General features: G+C 54.6%; 15 protein-coding genes and 1 pseudogene. 6 read left to right on the top strand and 10 right to left on the bottom strand.

The features are described from left to right. Positions 1-77: 77 nt before the first annotated feature. The 6 genes and pseudogenes from PEH01S_RS07820 to PEH01S_RS07795 all read right to left on the bottom strand — a co-directional run bounded on the left by PEH01S_RS07820 (position 78) and on the right by PEH01S_RS07795 (position 6434). A complete protein-coding gene (locus PEH01S_RS07820; protein ID WP_127484688.1) occupies positions 78-1499 on the bottom strand; it encodes an ATP-binding protein in 1422 nt (473 codons plus the stop codon). A gap of 3 nt (positions 1500-1502) precedes the next feature. Beyond that, a complete protein-coding gene (locus PEH01S_RS07815) occupies positions 1503-2378 on the bottom strand; it encodes a tetratricopeptide repeat protein (RefSeq protein ID WP_127484685.1) in 876 nt (291 codons plus the stop codon). Between the two features lie 19 nt (positions 2379-2397). Beyond that, positions 2398-2844: a hypothetical protein gene (locus tag PEH01S_RS07810; protein WP_025845016.1), complete on the bottom strand. Its 447-nt coding sequence runs from the start codon at positions 2842-2844 to the stop codon at positions 2398-2400. 109 nt (positions 2845-2953) lie between these two features. Further along, positions 2954-4101 (bottom strand): annotated as a pseudogene (locus PEH01S_RS07805) (acyl-CoA dehydrogenase family protein). Between the two features lie 307 nt (positions 4102-4408). Further along, a complete protein-coding gene (locus PEH01S_RS07800) occupies positions 4409-4867 on the bottom strand; it encodes a DinB family protein (RefSeq protein WP_307720082.1) in 459 nt (152 codons plus the stop codon). A 97-nt stretch (positions 4868-4964) separates the two neighbouring features. Then, positions 4965-6434 (bottom strand): glycosyl hydrolase, encoded by a 1470-nt coding sequence (locus tag PEH01S_RS07795; RefSeq protein WP_127484683.1) that lies wholly within the window; start codon positions 6432-6434, stop codon positions 4965-4967. 233 nt (positions 6435-6667) lie between these two features. Here PEH01S_RS07795 and PEH01S_RS07790 point away from each other — a divergent pair, with 233 nt between their 5' ends. Then, on the top strand, positions 6668-8659 hold the full coding sequence (locus PEH01S_RS07790) for a methyl-accepting chemotaxis protein (RefSeq protein WP_127484681.1): 1992 nt from the start codon (positions 6668-6670) through the stop codon (positions 8657-8659). 134 nt (positions 8660-8793) lie between these two features. On the opposite strand, the gene PEH01S_RS07785 is transcribed toward PEH01S_RS07790, so the two are convergent. Continuing rightward, positions 8794-9120 (bottom strand): helix-turn-helix domain-containing protein, encoded by a 327-nt coding sequence (locus PEH01S_RS07785; RefSeq protein ID WP_025845022.1) that lies wholly within the window; start codon positions 9118-9120, stop codon positions 8794-8796. Positions 9121-9557: 437 nt separating this feature from the next. Between PEH01S_RS07785 and PEH01S_RS36130 the strand changes: the two genes are divergently transcribed. Both PEH01S_RS36130 and PEH01S_RS07775 read left to right on the top strand, forming a co-directional pair. Beyond that, the gene (locus PEH01S_RS36130) at positions 9558-9713 is read left to right on the top strand and encodes an aspartyl-phosphate phosphatase Spo0E family protein (RefSeq protein WP_127484679.1); all 156 of its coding nucleotides are present in this window, start codon (positions 9558-9560) and stop codon (positions 9711-9713) included. Between the two features lie 13 nt (positions 9714-9726). Then, the gene (locus tag PEH01S_RS07775; protein ID WP_246062835.1) at positions 9727-9990 is read left to right on the top strand and encodes a hypothetical protein; all 264 of its coding nucleotides are present in this window, start codon (positions 9727-9729) and stop codon (positions 9988-9990) included. Positions 9991-10446: 456 nt separating this feature from the next. Here PEH01S_RS07775 and PEH01S_RS07770 read toward each other — a convergent pair whose 3' ends face one another. The 3 genes from PEH01S_RS07770 to PEH01S_RS07760 form a co-directional block, all read right to left on the bottom strand. Beyond that, complete coding sequence (locus PEH01S_RS07770) at positions 10447-10575, bottom strand: IS3 family transposase (protein WP_246062834.1); 129 nt, start codon at positions 10573-10575, stop codon at positions 10447-10449. A gap of 362 nt (positions 10576-10937) precedes the next feature. Next, on the bottom strand, positions 10938-11558 hold the full coding sequence (locus PEH01S_RS07765) for a PH domain-containing protein (RefSeq protein ID WP_127484677.1): 621 nt from the start codon (positions 11556-11558) through the stop codon (positions 10938-10940). A 53-nt stretch (positions 11559-11611) separates the two neighbouring features. Next, positions 11612-12613: an ABC transporter substrate-binding protein gene (locus PEH01S_RS07760; RefSeq protein WP_127484675.1), complete on the bottom strand. Its 1002-nt coding sequence runs from the start codon at positions 12611-12613 to the stop codon at positions 11612-11614. Positions 12614-12785: 172 nt separating this feature from the next. Here PEH01S_RS07760 and PEH01S_RS07755 point away from each other — a divergent pair, with 172 nt between their 5' ends. The 3 genes from PEH01S_RS07755 (at position 12786) to PEH01S_RS07745 (ending at position 14681) form a co-directional block, all read left to right on the top strand. Next, positions 12786-13370: a TetR/AcrR family transcriptional regulator gene (locus tag PEH01S_RS07755; RefSeq protein WP_127484673.1), complete on the top strand. Its 585-nt coding sequence runs from the start codon at positions 12786-12788 to the stop codon at positions 13368-13370. A 38-nt stretch (positions 13371-13408) separates the two neighbouring features. Continuing rightward, positions 13409-13810 carry a DUF5367 family protein gene (locus PEH01S_RS07750; protein WP_025845036.1) on the top strand — a complete coding sequence of 134 codons (402 nt, stop codon included), beginning with the start codon at positions 13409-13411 and terminating at the stop codon, positions 13808-13810. Positions 13811-13880: 70 nt separating this feature from the next. Next, the gene (locus PEH01S_RS07745) at positions 13881-14681 is read left to right on the top strand and encodes a M48 family metallopeptidase (RefSeq protein ID WP_246062833.1); all 801 of its coding nucleotides are present in this window, start codon (positions 13881-13883) and stop codon (positions 14679-14681) included. Positions 14682-14865 lie beyond the last annotated feature (184 nt).

Genomic DNA, 14865 nt, shown 5'->3' with positions numbered 1-14865 from the left:
ATGGTACTTAAATGATAGCATTCCGGACTTCGACTTTCAACTTGTTTCGGGGCAACCCGGCATAGCGCGCCAGCCGGTCAAATATGCTTTCCGTGCTTGCGCAAATACCGCTCGATATCGTTGTACATCCCGCCCTGATTGGCGTACTTGACGTAGTTTTTGGCCGTCCGCAGCCAATCCAGCGTCGAGGGCTGCACCTCCACCAGCGCTTCCTCCATATCCCGCATCCGGACCGGACGCTCGACCCCGGTTTCGAGAATTTCCACCAGCACCCGCTCCACTGCCCGCTCGCACACGTTCGCGATGTCCGCGCCGGAGAAAAACTCCGTCGCTTTCGCCAGCTTGGCCGTGTCCAGCTTCTCCGCATACCGATCCTGCATCTGCAGCGCGAAAATGTGCTGCCTCGCCTCCACATCGGGAGGCTCGACGAAGACCAGACGGTCGAACCGGCCGGGACGCTTCAGCGCGTTGTCGACGTCCCACGGCATATTGGTCGCACCGATGATGAGCAGGTGGTCCGTGTCGCTGTCGATGCCGTCCATCTCGTGCAGAAACGTATCGACCAAGCCTCTCGTGAGCGAGGACGATTTGGAGCGGTTGAAGCCGATGGCGTCGATTTCGTCGAAAAACATGACGCTAGGCCGCTGCGCCCTTGCTTTATCGAACATTTCCTTCAGATTGCGTTCGCTTATCCCGATGTACGGGTCCAAAATATCCGTAATGTGCACCGTAATAAACTTCGCCCGGCATTCTCCCGCGGTCGCCCGGGCCATATACGTCTTCCCGCAGCCGGGCGGTCCGTACAGCAGCACGCCGCCGCCCGTCTTCTTCCGAAACTTGGCGAACAAGCCCTGGTTGAAAAACGGACTGATGATCTTCATCTGGATCGTCTTCTTCAAGTCCTTGAGGCCCGCCACGTGCTCGAACGTAATGACCGGAACGTTGGATCTCCGCTCGGGAGCCGGTTCTTTGCCGCCTGCCACCACCTGCAGCCCCGGGTGTACCTTCGGACGGAACGCCGTCGTCTGCCTGCCCGGAACGCCGCGGAAATCCGCCTCGTCTTCGTCCGGCCCGTCTTCCTCCGGCTTCGGCTCCCCGAACAGCTCGTCATGCCACTCCGCACGCTTCTCGGACCGGTCCTCTCGCTCCGGCGCAGAGCTTTCCGCTTCCGGCCCCCGGTCGGGAAAGAGCTGCGTCGGGGTGCCGCCGGATGTGTCCGGCCGGTCTTCGGACCGCGACTCCCCATCACCGGCCATCGACGGTGACGGAGCGCTTGCCGCCGCGCCCTGCTGCTGCAACCGCGCCGTCACCTGGGACAACGCGGCGACGATTTCGCTGCGCAGAGCGTCGTCCCGGGCTTGTGTCAAGCCCTTGGAGAACGCCTGAATCGCATCAAGCCAGCGTTCCGCGGCTTCGTATTCCTTGCCGAGCCAGAACCAGGTCTGCGCATCCTCCGGCTGCTTCTGTGTCATTTGCTCCAGCCAATTCATCTTATCCATACGCTACCCTCGAATTCTCGTTAATAGTTTCGCCAGCGGCTTGGCCGTCCACGAATAGATCAAATAGGTAAAATACAGAATGAGCAGCGCGATCGTCGCCTGTTCCCACCCGAGCGCCCGGGTCCCCAGCATCGCGCCGAGGCCGACCACGTAAACGACCATGGGACCGCCGATTTTGTCGACCAGCCGCAGCGGGACGAGCACCGGATGCCGCCCCCAATCCAGTTCCTCCAGCAGCTCCGCGAGCTCCTTATTCGTCGGGTCGAGCAGGAACGCTTGACGGAAATGGTCGCGGGCGTCGGTCAGGCGGTCGCGGTACAAGGCATCCAGCCCGAGATGCACCTCGATGGCGATCTGATCGCCCGACACCTGCATCAACCGCTCAAGCGATTGGATTTGCTGCAAACGGCTGTCCTTCGTCAGCGCGAACATGTAGTGGGAACGCACCACATAATCGTCCTCCGGGTCGAGCTCGAGCGCCTTCCGCATCAATTGGTCGGCCTTGTCGTTATGCCCCGTCTCCCTCATCAGCATCGCATAAGACGCATGAACCCGAGCGCTCTCGGGGTTATCGCTGAGCGCATCCAGATACGCCCGTTCCGCCTCCACCCAGCGCTTCGTCTTGGTGTATACGTCCCCGAGCCATTCAAAGACCGCTTCCTTATCATAACCGAGCACCAAAGCTTCCTGCAGATTCTCCTCCGCTTCGCGATAGCGCTCCAGGGAGTAGAAACAGACGCCGAGATAAAAATAATACTTCGGCTCGCCGGGATTATCGGCCAACCCTTCCTTCACCAGCTCGATGACTTTGGCGTAACGGCGCATGCCCAAATAATGATCGATTCTCGAATCCAACGCCTTGCTTGCTCTCTCATCCACGAACCGCTGCCCCCCAGCCTTAAAGTGCGATCAACAGCACGATCGACACGAGTTCGATCCCGGCGGAAATCAGGCACCATACGATCCCGCTTTTTCGGAGCGGCTCGCTCTCTCCGACGGTCAGCATATGCTGCCGGTACGGCTGGCGAAGCGCCAGATAGTACCCGCCGAACAGCAGCAGTTCCGCGGCCCGGGCGATATATTTTACATAAACGCGCTCCAGCTCGATCATGTGATGAAAATAAGCGTAGTAGAACCCCATCTTGCCAAGATACAGCAGGGCTGCCACCAGAATGAAGCCCCTTAAGACGTTCGGATTCACATGCAGCCAGCGGCCGGTCCGGTTCGCCAGCACGGTAAGCGCAATGACGCCTCCGAAAAACGCGACATAAAACAAATTGCCGATATCGTACGATTTGGTGCGGCGTATCGTTTCCTGCGACAAACTGGCTTCGTACAAACTCACTTCTTATGCCCCCATCGTTTGTTCTTGTTTACCTTGTGTTTCTCTTACCAATATCGGCTGGCGGCTTACAAAAATTTACCGGAATTTTGCAGGGGCCCGCCGCCTGCGCTTACTCCGCCAATGCCCGATCGGCCAACCGCTGCAGCGCGGCATCGTCCATCGGCGGATTGTGCAGACCGGCGCGGACGTCGCGGTACATCCGCTCCAGCGGCAGCTTGCGGGACAAGCTCGCGCCGCCTACGATGCGCATCGCGATGTCGACGATCCGGATCGCGTGGTTCGTCGCGACATACTTGACCAGCCCGAGCTCCGGCTTCAGCGCAGGCCGTCCGGCCTCATACCGGTCCCACCGGTCCGCCATCGCATACAAGAGCGTGCGGGCCGTGATCAGGTCCGCCTCCATCTGGCCGATTTGCTGGCGGATGTAGGGGAGCTCCGCAATCGGTCCGGGCAAGCTGTTCGGCCGGTAATCCCGGGCGAAGCCGACGGCAAAGTCCCTTGCCGCATGAGCGATGCCGATGTAGCAGGCGGGAATGTGGAGCAGCCAACCGTCGCCGTCGTCGGTACGCGGCCTGCCCGAGTCCGAGCGGTCGAGCAGTTCGTCCTCCGGCACGAAAGCATTCTCCAGCACGAGGTCGTGGCTGCCCGTCGCCCGCATGCCAATCGTATCCCACGTCTCTTCCACCCGGATACCCGGCCCCCGCCGGACGAAAATACGCCGGTCGCGTCCTCCCCTTCGATTGCGGCCGACACCGTAAAATGGTTCAACACCGGGCTCAAGGTGCTGTAGGTTTTGCATCCGCTCAGCAGCCAGCCGCCTTCGGTCCGGACCGCCGTCGTCTGCGGCTTGCCGCCCCGGCTCGGACTGCCCGTCGCCGGTTCCGTCCCGAAGTGGTTGATCATCGCCCCCTCGCGCACCACCTCGCCGCAAAAACGGGCGAACAAGGCTTCCGGCCATGGCCGGGTGCAGCGGAAATGAAGCATCTGCCCGACATGCCAGCCGACAGCCAGCGCCGTCGAGCCGTCTCCACGGGCCAAACGTTCTTGGGCCAGCACGAGCTCGTAGAGCGAAATCCCGTCGCCCCCGTACTCCTGCGGCACGGGTAGCCGAAGGTAGCCGCTTTGCCGAAGATCCGCGAAATTGTCAAACGGGAAGCTCCCTTCCCGGTCATGCTCCGGCGCCCGCTGCGCGAACCGTACCGCCAATCGGTCCGCCAGTGCGGCGAGTTCAGCCTCCCGCTCGCTGCGGATGAACATATCGGAAGGTTGATTTGGGATCACCTGACGCCCCCCCTTTTACTATTAATCACATGAGAATAATATGCTTTCGAACCGGGTAAGCTTACGTATTGTCTGCACCATTGCGTCCCGGCTCTATTCCCAATTATATATGGATTTATTTGGATGGCATAGCCGCACGTTAAGTTCCTCCTTCCGGTTCACGCGCGGATACTATACCATGCCTGCCCGCTGCAGCCCGCCCGGCGAACTTTCCCATTTTCGTCCGGGAACAGCCAAAAGGCCGTCCCCATGGCAAGATCCACTTGCCGGGACAGCCCCTCTTTTAGCCCCCGTTTATTTCTCTGACAAAGGTAATGAAGTCCACATTCACAGGCTCCGCACCACCCGCTCTGAGCAAGGCATTGATTTGTCCGCGGTGGTATTGTCCGTGAAGAGCCACGTGGGTTAGAATATCCCGGACCGAATTGTCGAACACTTGACCGGACTGATTGGCGTAACGGAGAACGCGGTCCCCCTCGCCATCGGCCAGACTGCCCAAATATGCGGTGTAATCTTCATGATTCTGCTTAGTCATACGGCCGCAGAAGTCCAGACCGGCTTCGGGCCAGACCGGCAGCGCCGAGCTGTCCTGCCCCTGCAGCCGGGTCAGCCAAACCCGCTCTGCCTGCAAAATGTGGGCAAAAAGCCCAATCGCCTTCGCATGGCTGCCGGCATCCCCGCTTCTTAATCGTTCCAAGATCCGAAGATTGGCCCAGTTCAAATGCTCGAACAGCTTTGACATGTCTTGCACGAGTTCCACCCCTTATACAAAATGGAGTCCGCTCTACAATCCTCGTCCAGTCCCCCTGCTTGCCCGGAACGCCCGCCCGCTGCGCCGCTCAATGCGCGGTAACCGGCTGCGGCGCTTCCTTGCGCGCCGGGTACGGATAAGGCTGCGGCGGCTTGCCGTAGACGGTTTGCGAAGGGAATTTGTCCAGCGTCACCACATACGGATGATTATAGACGATCCGCAAGTGATGCTCGGCGTTGACCTTCCCGTCCATCAGAAATTTGCCGTTCCATGTGTTGAAATACATCCAGCCAACCTTATTTTTTTTGAGCTGCCGGGGGTCCGGAATCGGGCCGTTCTCCAGGTAGGCGACCAGCTTTTTCCCGCCCGTCATGTTCACGAGCGTATCGTACACGCTGAGCAGCGGGCTGTAATCGCCGTCCTTGATATACCGGTCCACCCCGATAATATCGACCTTGTCGTCGCCGGGGTACCAATCCTTCGAATGAATCGTGTCCGACGTCGTCCATACCCAAATCAGGTTATCCAGCCCGTGATCGCCGGTAAACCGGTCGAACATCAGATTGTACAGTCGCTTCGCGGTTTCCGGCCCCTTGGCCCCCCACCAGAACCAGCCTCCTTCCGCTTCGTGCAGCGGACGCCAGACGACCGGGATGCCCGCCTCCTTGAAGCGGAGAAGCTTCTCCGCCATCTCGTCGAGATCCCGAAGCAGCAATCGGTGCTCTTCCGTGCCGGGCGTCACGGCTCTCGCTGCGTCGAAGGTCGTCTTGGAAGCAAAAAACTCACGTCCCCCCATCGGCGCCGGCCAATGCCATTCCACGGAGACGATTCCGCCGTACTTCGCCCACTTCAGCGCATTGTCGCCAAAATCGGTCGCGCTGAACCCGGCCATGACCGGCAGCTTCCCCGTCACGCGGTAAATATAGTCCAGCTCTTCGGAGGAGGTGCGCTGCTGGCCGGACAATATGTTTTTCCCGTAGCGGGCTGTCATGTAATTCATCAAAGCCTGCGCTTCGCGCGAAGGCTTCGGCGTGGCGAGCGTAGGCGCAACCTCCGCGATAGCGGGCCGCGGCTGCATGTCCCCGAGCCGGATGTAATCGACATCGAAGTAGCCCCAGTAGGTGGAAATGCGGATCTCGTTCTCGCCTTCCTCAAGCTGCACCTGGCCAAAATCGGTTTCGGCAAACGCTTCCGTCTGCGGAAACAGCTTCTCGCCCGCCGTGCTGCCGTTCACTTCCACATAGTTCGTTTTATCGCCAAACGGCGAAGCATAGCCGATTGTGAGCGGGTAGAACCCCTCCGCCTCTACGTTCACCGTAAACCGCACGGCCTCCCCCGCTCGCTCGAAGCCCGTGACATAGCCCGCCCCCGAGAACCCCGGCCGTACGGCCGCAATGGCCGTCCCCTCCGTCCGGGCGTCTTCCGCCTCATATCGCGATTCGGGGGGCGCCGCGGCCTGTGCCCCGCTTTCTTTGCCGGCTGCGCCATGCCACAAGCTTAGCGCCAGCGCGGCGGCGACACCGATTTTGCCCGCACACGGAATTGCCGTCAATCGCATCTGGGACCCCTCCTGAACGTTCCATATCCATACTATGAGCTTAGCTTGCAAAAAGCCGGAGCGCAACGAAAAAGTTAAGCGTTGCCAATTCTAAAATTTGATTAATAATTTACTTTCGCACACAAAGGCTATCATTTTGTTTCCTTGCAGCACCGATATTATATCCATATTCTTCGGCCGCTGCCGCAAGACGAAATCAAGTAGACTCAAACTTACAACCGGGAGGAACTTGCATGTTAAAAAAGTGGGTCAATGCTTCAATTCGCATCAAACTAACCGTACTATTACTGATGCTTTCTTTATTCCCCTTGCTGTGCAGCACCATCTTTCTGGCCAATTATTTGACGGCGGAAATCCGTGAGGAAACGCATGACAAACAGAAGAGCTTGGCCGCGTCCAATGTCGGATACATGGATTATTGGGTGCGCAAGCGTATTGAACTCGTACAAGGTATCATTGAGAAAAACCCGCTGCTGAAGACAGGCAAACTCGATGCGATCAAACCGCTGCTGCGGTCGTTCGGCGAAATCGACAGCGAGGTCGAATATTATTCCTACGTGGACGCCAACGGCTTCAGCTACAGCCCGGACGGCGGTGTCAGTCAAATCACCGACCGCGATTACTTCAAGCAGGCTCGTGAAACCAAGAAGCCTGCGATCAGCGACATGATCGTGAGCCGCAAATCCGGGAAAAACGTTATCATTTTGAACGTGCCCATATTGAACGATAAGGGCGAATTTATCGGGGCGATTTCCGCCGTGCTCAATTCCGAGATTTTGTCCGGGCTGACGTCGAACATCAAATTCGGGGAAACCGGCTTCGGCTTCCTGGTGACCTCCCACGGCACTGTCGTTACATTCCCCGATGCGGCATCCATCGGCAAAAAAGTCGAAGAGGCGTTCACCGCAGAACAGGCGGCGGCGTTCCGGTCGGACATTCTGGTCAACGAGAACGGCATACTGACCGTTGCGGCCTCGGGCGGCGAAAATATCGCCGCGTACGATACCGTGCCTTCTACGGGATGGAAAGTCGTTACAAGCGCTCCGACAGCCGAAGTATATGAAGGAATTACCAATTCAAGACTGATTTCCTGGATTTTAATTGTCGTATTCGTGGTTATCAACACGCTCTTGGCGCTGTTCATCTCCAGAGCCAATACCAAGCCGATCGTGCTTCTGTCCCAGCTCCTTGAGCGGATTGGAACGGGCGATTTGACGACGAGACTGCCGGTCAAGTCCAAGGACGAAATCGGACAGCTGTCTCACAACATGAATACGATGCTGACTTCGATCGGAGGCATGATCCAGCAAGCCCATGCGACTGCTGAGCACGTCGCGGCTTCCTCCGAGGAGCTGAACGCGATTGCGGATCAATCGGTCGAAACCTCGAATCACGTCGCCGGGGCGATCCAGCAGGTCGTCAACGGCTCGGAGGCGCAGGCGACCGCTGCGGAACAGACGTCCAAGGCGATGGAGGAAATGGCCGTCGGCGTGCAAAGAATCGCCGAATCCTCCTCCAACGTCTCGGAGCTTTCCTTCGCCTCGGCGCAGGAAGCGCGGGAAGGAAACCAGCTTGTCACTTCGGCGATTCGCCAAATGAAGTCGATTCAGGATTCGGTCGGGCAGACGGCATCCGATTTGGCGGCGCTCAACGAACTGTCCCAAAAAATCGGCAACATCGTCGAAGTCATCGCCGATATCTCGAATCAAACGCAGCTCTTGTCGCTCAACGCCTCCATCGAGGCGGCGCGTGCCGGGGAACACGGCCGGGGCTTCGCCGTCGTCGCCAATGAAGTCAAGAAGCTGGCGGAGCAGGCGAAGCAATCCGCCGACGATATTGCCAGCCTGGTGAAAGAAGTGCAGGGCTCGACCCGTGCGGCCGTAACCTCGATGAATCAAGGGGTAGCCGACGTGGGACAAGGCTCCAAGCTGATCACCGAAGCCGGTGCGCTGTTCCAAAACATTTACGCGTCCGTGCGGAGCATTTCGGAGCAAATTCAGGAAATCTCCGCCGCTTCCGAGCAAATGTCGGCCGGAACGGAGGAGGTCAGCGCTTCGATGACCGAGCTGGTCACCATCTCGCAAGCTTCCCTGCAGAACGCGCAGGAAATTTTGGCTGCTTCGCAGCAGCAGCTTGCTTCGATGGAGGAAATCTCGTCTTCCTCCAAATCGCTGAGCTCGATGTCGCAAGAGCTCAACGAAGAGCTGCTGAAGTTCAAGGTATAACGGCAAAATCGGCAGATCCAAGGGTCATCCTGGATCTGCCGATTTTTTATTTTAGATTCGATGTTTCGGTTTCTTCCCAAGCTGCAGTTGCTCGCCCCGGTCGCCCCCGTTCCGTCACGTCAATGCTACTTATTTCATGTCGTAAACATTTCTTTTAGTACGCGATAGGCCCGTTTTTGATCGACTTCTTGCTGCTCCTGCAACAGTAACACGGTGCGCCATATCCATTCTTGATTTTTCAGGTGATCGAACTGATCATGGTTAAAAAGGGCGAATACGCTAATATGTAAGGCTTCCGCGATTTTTTCAAGTGTTGCGAGCTGTACGTTTTGCTCCCCGCGTTCCAGACGACCGATATAAGTTCCGTGGGAGTCCAGCGCTTCTGCCAGTTGTTCTTGAGTTAATCCTTTAAGATTACGGAAATGCCGAATTTGTTCTCCTATCATTTTAGCAAGGTTCATGTCCAGTTTCGTCACCTCTCTTTACATAGAAGTGTAGACCAATGTATCTGCATGATTGGAGGCAATTTAAAATTCAGTATTTATATATTAAATTGAACTTTAAAATTCTATTCGGTATATTTTTCTATATCCCCTATAGTTCTGACCACATAATTGACTCTGCCTAGAATCCACATTAAGCAGGAAGAGAAGTTATGCTTTGACGTTTTGTGCAATTCAAGTTGAAGGGGGGATATTGGGGCAGCTCCTCGGTAAAATGTGTCTTAGGCCTACTTGCTTAGAATGAAAACTGAGACTGGATGCTCTTTGCTCCGCATAGAAATTTATTACTTATTTTTTTAAAAAATTGCTTTATAATTATTTGTTGGTACATTATGGAAGTTGGGAAAATCCTTATTTTAGATAAATAGTATTATATAGGTTTAGAGGGGTGGGATATGAATAGAAGACTAAGGCGGAAAATTAAAAGGTTACGGCAGCAGCCGATACGATTGGTTGAACAAAAAGATTCATTTACAGACGAGGAGGTGGTAAAGCTTAGTCAATGTTTGGATCAGTACATTCTTGTTGCTCAAAAGTTTCTTCTAAGCTAAAGGTGTGCGGCTAATGCATCATGATTATTTACTAGCCGGGGAAAGTGAAGAACGGATTCGCTACCTTGCCAAGATCGGTGCGATCTTTGAGCGATTATACGGCATCAAAGATTTACACGATGCTGAATTCAGAGCGACCACGAATGCCGGTGGCACGGCCAAAATGTTATCTGAGCTTGGTTACAATAATGAACGGATCGAATATCTTTTTGTGCGAGCGCCCATTGGTTGCCTGGCCCTTATTATGAGATTACAAAAAATAGCTAGCTTGCTTTAAAAACTAGAAGTGGGGAGGAGGCACATCATGCCAATTACAACAAATCAAGCCCTTATTCTAGTCTTATCCCTCATAGGGTTTTATGTACTATTGGCTTGGGGAATATTGTATATTATCTCTAAACGGTCAAAGCGGCCCAACAAAAGAAGAGCACAGTTTCTTTTTGCTCTCACAGTGGTTCTTTTGATTATTACTTATTTTAACGGATCGCTTGGACTTTGGTCTGCAGCAATTGCAATACCTATGTTTGCATTCTGTGCTAGGTATATGAAAAAACAGGGTTAGCTGGAGCGCCCTGTTGCAAAAAATCCGGATTTTCAGCCTTGCGCGGCCATTTTGATTTCGTGAAACAATGAAAAAATGAACTGTGACCCGAATTATGAAGAGTTTGAAAAAGGGGCCCGCATATTAAGCTGCTATGAGATGATTTCTGAATTCATCAGGAGTCATCTTTTTTTATGTCCATTGACACCGTTCGGAGTTGTAAAACGATATGTAATTATTAATTCGCTCGTTCAATTCCCGTAGTGTCTCGCAGTCTTCATATTCCAATTCGTCTTTCGTATGACCAAAGAACGTTTCCATGGAGGCATTATCCAACGGTTTCCCTTCCGTGACATTGACTGACGAAACAATAGCCGCTCTAAAAAGGAGGGTCGTTTAATGAAACTGATGGTGAAGATTTTGTTGATAGCGCTTTTTGTTCTTATTGTGGTGGGGTTAGTTCATTTCTTTTGGTCCCCGAGCCTGGAGCTGAAGGCTTAGCCGAAGCCGTCACCGCCAAAATGCCGACAGAGCTTGGCTACAGCTACGAGCAAATCGAACAACTCTTGGGCAAACGGTTGTTTACTACGGCTTCGCAACAAGGCCGGCTGATCCCTAAAAAAACTGCCCAAGATTATGACTCTTGAGCAGTTTTTTGCAAGTGCGACAGCCAAGGGCGGCGCTTATTGGTTAATGTACTTCTCGAACACGAAGCCGAAGTCTTTCACTTTATACTGCTTGCGGGCATAGGTCAGCCAATCGAATGCCGCTTGGTTGATTTCCTTGAACTGCCCGGCCGTATCGATGTCGTGCTTGACCACGCGGTTCAAGGTAGACGAAGCCAATTCGAGACTTTCCTTCGCGTAGGCCATGGCCACTTCGTTCTCATGCGTGATCTCGGAAATCTTGATCAGCGCTTTGTACAAGTCTTTGATCTCGGCAATATGCTTCTTATGCACATCGATGGAGAACGCCGCAGATCCGGAGCCCATCGTAAATTTGATTTCGACGTCCAAATCCACGGTTCCGGCCGTTTCCAGCAGGACGTCCGAGATGCTGTAGGCGCTGTAGCTGTAGCGGTGCAGCGTACGCTTCTTGCTGATGGCGCTCGTGCCGTCCAGATGGATCAGCGCCAGGTTGGTGAAGCAGTATTCGTCCGTCTTGGATTTGATAAGGAAGTAAATTTTCTCGTTGTCTTCGTGCATCACATAATCGTCGGAGTCGACCTTGTCGTAATCCTGCGGTTTAATGACCGACCCGATGTCGCTGATTCCCAAAATGTCGGCGGCTACTTTCCCAAACATGTCATCATCCCTCTCCCTGATCTGCTGGCTATGATCAATCCAACTCAATTATATCATTTCATCATGAGCTTCGGCATCTCGTCGAGCAGCCAATCTAAGGTGACCGGATCGTAAAACGACCATTTATTGCCGACCACGTAAGCTTTCCCGTTTTTCACCGCGGGGAGGTTGCGCCATACGAGGCTATTCATGAGCTCCTCTGCCCCTTTTTTGGCGTTCTCGTTATTATCCAGCACAACTAAAAAAATCCGGTCCCCGGCATAGTCGGGCAGCGCTTCATTCGAGATTGACTGCCACAGAAGGGTCGGCTTATCTTTAAAAAGAGCCGCCACTTTCTCCGGACGCGAAAAGCCGAGCGCATCATAGAGGGTCGAGCTAAGCCGCTGATTCCCGTACACATAGAGCAGCTTATCCTGGAAAAAGACGAAGGCCGAAGCCGTTTCGCCCTCCTTGATGTAAGGCTTGAGCTGCTCCCGCTTCTGCTGCGCTTTTGCTTTGTACCGGGTTATCCAGGCTTCCGCCTCCTTGCTTTTTCCCAGCACGTCGCCCATCGTCTTCATTCGCGTAAAAATATCGTCCGTGTAGCTCACCGCTACGGTAGGAGCTACCTTGGATAAGGCATCCAGACTGGTCTGCTCCAGAAAATCAGGGACGATAATAAGATCCGGGCTGAGCGAAAGGACTTTCTCCACATTGGGATTCACTCCCTCCCCTCCGATATCTTCGATTCCCTGCAGCTGATCCTTGGAAAGAATCAGACTGGCATTGATCCAATTCGTGGCGACCGGCTTTACGCCCAAAGAGATCGCCTCGGCGGCATAATAATGGACGACGGCCCTTTGAGGGGCGGCCGGAATGGTAACCTCGCGTCCTTTGGCATCTTTAAACAATCGGGTTGCCGCTTCCTTGTTCCCTTGACCCGCTTCTTTATTGGCAGATTCTTGGCCCTGCCCGGCGGCGTTCGGAGTGCCCGTAGTACTGGCACAAGCCAGCAGTAGAGAGGCCATTAGCATCAAGGAGCCGATTAGGCAAATCACTTTTTTGACAGGCAGCATGGTTCCCTCCTAGTTGAGATTGATAATCGTTATCACATCCATCATCTTACATTAACTCGCATCGGCCCGGCAACGAATATTTTTAACGATCGGACATTTGCAATTTTCCATCTTTTCGGTAAAATAAACATATCAGTTAGTCATTCAACTAACTAAGAAAAGAGGGATTCATTTGGCCAAGCCTAACGGCATTAGCAAGCAAGAGCTGATCGAGTCTGCGAAACGGTGCATCCGGGACAAGGGCATCGATAAATTGACGCTCAAGGCGGTGGCTGAAGGGGCCGGGGTTACGCAGGGAACCGTCTACTATCATTTCAAGACGAAGGAGCAGCTGCTGTTCGATATCGTTCAATCGCTCTGCGATGCCTCGTGGAAGGTCGCACAGCCTGCCAAGGCTGCCGGCGAAGATCTGCAAGCTTCTATTGCTCAAGCGCTGGCCGGGGCCCGCGAGCGCGCCGCTTATCAATCGTTCTATCATACGCTGTTCTTCTCGCTCGTCTTACACAGTCTCCAGAACGACGAGATGCTGAAGCAGCTGAGCCGTCTGCTGGAGAAGGAAAATGCGCAGGCCGCCGAATTGCTGGCCGGGTGGCTGCCCGCCTCCGCCCGCTCCGTCATGTCCTTGGAAAGCTGGGGGATTCTTGTCAACGCGCTGATCGACGGTCTCGCCTTGCAGGCCTTAATCAATCCGGACTTCGAGTCGGAGAAAATTTATGCGGAGCTGTCGGCGCTCATTGCCCGAATCACAGCCGAATGAGCACCTCTACATTCCATTTGATTAAGGAGGAATCTTCCGTGCCTTTGTTTGCCGTTATCGGTTTTGTCGTGTGGCTGGCGGCGACCGTCGTTTTCCGCTTATGGGGAGCCGAACTGCTGGTGCCCCATACGCCGCTGCTGTGGGTCACGTTTATCGGGGTCGTCCCTGTCGTCGCATTTTTGCTGAAACTGGCATTCGCATGGGGCAAAGCCGCCCCGGCGGATCGCCCCTTGGCTGCATTGCTCATGGCTCTTCCTGGGATGCTGCTGGATATCGTAAGCACAAGCTTCCACAGGCTGGTATTTCCCGCCATCCCCGCATCCGGGCTCTATTTGTTCTCCGCCTGGCTGCTGTGGGCTTATTCCTTAATTCTGCTCGGGGGAATCCTTCCGGCTATCCGGGCGAAATATCGAGTATCGTCTAAACAAAACGCGGGGTAATGCCGACAATTAGGAATGGAGCCTTGGACGCACGGCCAATTATTCATCTGAGAAAAGGAACGAATACTGCATGAACCCCATGAATCCGCGGTTAATTCACAGCAAAGAAACGTCGTACTTCATTATTAGCCTGCTCTTTAGCATCATGGTCTATTTCGGCCTGATCGTTTCGCTGATCGGCATCTTTTATTTGCTAATCGGGCTTGGCGTCACCTTTTTCCTTCACGGCATTATGATCGGCTATATCAAAAGCAACGGGGTCAAGCTGACGGAGCGTCAGTTCCCCGCCGTGCACCGGAAGGTGCATGAACTGTGCGCGCGAATGGATATCCGGCAGGTTCCCGATGTGTTCGTTCTTCAATCGGACGGAATGCTGAATGCCTTCGCCTCGCGTTTTTTCGGCCGAAATTTCGTCGTGCTGTACTCCAATTTGTTCGAAATGGCGGACACCGAGCAAGACGAGCTGACTTACGTCATCGCACACGAATTGGCGCATATCAAACGGAATCACATGACCAAAAGCCTGCTGCTGCTGCCTGCCCAATGGATGCCTTTCCTCGGCAAAGCTTATTCGAGAGCCTGCGAGTACACCTGCGACCGGATCGCGGCGGCCTACACGGGGAACGCCCCGGCGGCGATCTCCGCCCTGACCATTCTGGCCATCGGCCGAACGATGTACGCCAAGGTGGACGTGACCGAATACGTCGCCGAGAGCCGCAAGGAAACGGGCTTCTTCGTCTGGCTCAGCTATGCCCTGTCGACCCATCCGCCGCTGCCCAAGCGCATCGAGCAGATGGAGCTGATGCAGGCGCAGCCGCAGCTGTTCGGCTATGCCTCGCCCGCCTTCGAGCGGGACTCCTTCGCCTCCTGACGGAACCGGCGGGCAGTGTATGTCCCGCACCAAGCCCGAGAAGCCTGCCATTTTACGATGGCGGGCTTTTTATTTGCAACATTTTCCTGGGAGCCCCGTATTAACGGATAAGATATGACAAATTTCCTAAATATCTTCTTTTTTTCTCGATTATATAAGTCGAATTTCCTATAATTTTGTCGAC

Origin of the sequence: Paenibacillus ehimensis NBRC 15659 (genome assembly GCF_004000785.1) — a bacterium.
In the GTDB taxonomy this organism is placed as follows: Bacteria; Bacillota; Bacilli; order Paenibacillales; family NBRC-103111; genus Paenibacillus_G; species Paenibacillus_G ehimensis.
The sequence above is the reverse complement of the archived record's forward strand: the minus strand, read 5'-3'. Positions and strand labels throughout refer to the sequence as shown.